General features: G+C 43.2%; 2 protein-coding genes. Both read left to right on the top strand.

Annotated elements, in window-relative coordinates:
- Positions 1–191: 191 nt before the first annotated feature.
- The gene (locus ACFILH_RS03440; RefSeq protein ID WP_375667365.1) at positions 192–2,156 is read left to right on the top strand and encodes an alanine-zipper protein; all 1,965 of its coding nucleotides are present in this window, start codon (positions 192–194) and stop codon (positions 2,154–2,156) included.
- A gap of 68 nt (positions 2,157–2,224) precedes the next feature.
- Positions 2,225–2,410: lysozyme (locus ACFILH_RS03445; protein ID WP_375667178.1), on the top strand; the 186-nt coding region annotated here is incomplete at its 3' end.

A 2,410-nucleotide genomic window follows, 5' to 3' on the forward strand; every position in this document is an offset into this window, starting at 1 on the left:
GGTCGTTTTGTATTCGGGGGAAGTATTTGTACATGCGCCGCTTAATGGCGTTTTTGATTTACTGAAAGCAGCTTTGAAAACAGAGCTTGATGGTTCTGTGAAAGATTTAGAGAAGCGCTTAGAGACCTTAAGAGAAGAGTTTGAAGATTTGAAAGAGTGTTCATTTTAGGTTTAATGGAGGAATAAAACATATGAAAATACCCGATCATAGTCATGAGTATCTGATACCAATAGCAACGCAAGAGGAAATCAGAGAAGGAACTTCGCAAGATAGCGTTGTTGTTCCTAAGATTTTAGGGACGGCATCTTTGTATTCGTATGAAACTTTTGCACCATTAGAACAGGTTGTTAATGCAAGGCAAGAGTCTGAAAAATCCATGGCGCGTGCAAATAGTGCGCAACAGGTTGCAGAGGAATCGAAAAGGGTTTCTGATCAAGCGCTTACAGAGGTGACGAAAACGGGTGAAGCGGTTACAGCAGCTACGACAACCGCTAATCTTGCAAAAGATACAGCGGATACAGCCAAGGGATTAGCAGAAGAATCCAAGAGTGCATCAGATGCCGCCAAGCAAATGGCAGAAGAGGCAAAAGCTCTTTCAGAACAATCCAAGAATGCTTGTGCTGAAGTCAAGGCATCTGTTGCAACTGTTAAGATAGTTGCCGAATCGGCGCAAACAGGAGTGGAACAAGCCTCGCAAACAGCTTCAGAAGCGAAGGGTTTGGCGGAATCGGCGAAAAGTGCAGCAGAGAGTGTAACAGAGAAAGTAGATCAAGCACTAAGAGAGGCTAGCGATGCAAAATCTAAAGCAGAAGGCTTAGAAACAATAGCCAATGAAGCAAAATCCACGAGTGATCAAGCAAGCCAAACCGCTTTGAGTGCAAAAAGTTTATCAGAAGAAGCCAAGGAAGTAGCCGCGACTGCGAAGTCGACAGCAGAAGAAGCGAAGAGTGTTGCGGAGCAAGCAAAAGAAGAAGCTGATACGACGAAGCAAGGGCTTGGAGAGGTCAAGAGTTCATTAGACACGGTGACAGCAACGACAAATTCTGCGAATACAGCCGCCTCTGAGGCAAAAGTGTTAGCGGAAGAAGCGAAGAGTGCATTGACAGAAGTTCAAGAGAAGGCACAGAGGAACAGTGACAGTCTTTCTGAACTTCAAAGTAAGGTAGGTTCTCTTTCCACTAATTTTTTAGAGAATGTGCGTTTTAATCAACCTAACAGAATTCTGGAAGACGATCCGGAAAATAGAAAAGGTCTTGTGATCAATAACGGTGCATGTTTTCGCTTTTATCATGGTGGTGAGAATGGGGGTAGGTACCTCTTTTTCCGCGTTCCAGGGCGTGGAAGGATGACTTTTGACAAAGATCTTGAAGCAGGCAAGGATTATTATATTTATCTTATACCAACCCTCACTAATAATAATGAGATCAACTTTAATATTTCGGACAATCCGACAGCTCCTGATGGCTATACAGAGGATACCTCTAAAAAGATTGGTGGATTTCATACGCTTTGTGCAGATGTTGGTGAGATTGAAGATCATCCGTTATCGGGTTATCAAGCGGGGGATATTCTCCCTGATTCTGTTTGGTGTCTCAATCACCGTCCACGTAGTGACCCAGAGGGAATGGTTTACGATCCGTGGAAGAATATTTGGGTTGATATTTATCTTCAATCAGGGACAGATGAAAATACGAAGTCTGCCTATGGTGTTCCGATTACAACCAATCGTAGCTATTCTGACCATCACGTTGATTTTTCGTCTGTTAATAAGAGATTTTTGACGAGTGATGAGTTCGCGTCTTGCATGTGTGGAATCAATTCTGGAACCAGTATTATAGGCAATAAAGCGCCTTCTCCCAAAACGTCTGGAGGACACGTTGATACAGAAAATCGTCGTATGATTTCGTATATCGGTTGTGAGGATGGTTGCGGTTATGTGTGGCAATTTTTGTCTGGTTGTTATCCCGTGACGAAATGGCATACAGGGGAAAAAGGAAGCAGTTTACGTGTAGACGTAAATGTTATGTTGGGAGGAGGCGATTGGTCCGGTGATGCTAGTAATGGTGAATTTGCGCGGAATTTTGCGCATTCTCGTTATGTAGAAGATGAAAAAATAGGCGCCCGTGGATGTAGCGACCCATTTTATTATAATTAGTGCGAGATTGATTAGAACATCATTTTATCCAGCCCCACTTTTGTGGGGCTTTTTTTATGGAGCGTCAGATGAGAAAGATATCGAAAGAAGGATTAGAGCTTATCAAACAATGGGAAGGTTTGCGTTTAGAAGCATATCGAGATACGGCATGTGTCTGGACGATTGGTTATGGTCACACCAGCAATGCGGGGAACCCCCTTGTCAAAAAAGGCATGTGTATTAGCCAAGAGCAAGCAGAAGAAATCCTTTGTGAA

Source organism: Bartonella sp. CL435QHHD, assembly GCF_042195095.1.
Taxonomy (GTDB): domain Bacteria; phylum Pseudomonadota; class Alphaproteobacteria; order Rhizobiales; family Rhizobiaceae; genus Bartonella.

Coding starts and splice junctions, on each gene's coding strand:
- ACFILH_RS03440 (WP_375667365.1), top strand. CDS start 192: ATGAAAATACCCGATCATAGTCATGAGTATCTGATACCAATAGCAACG.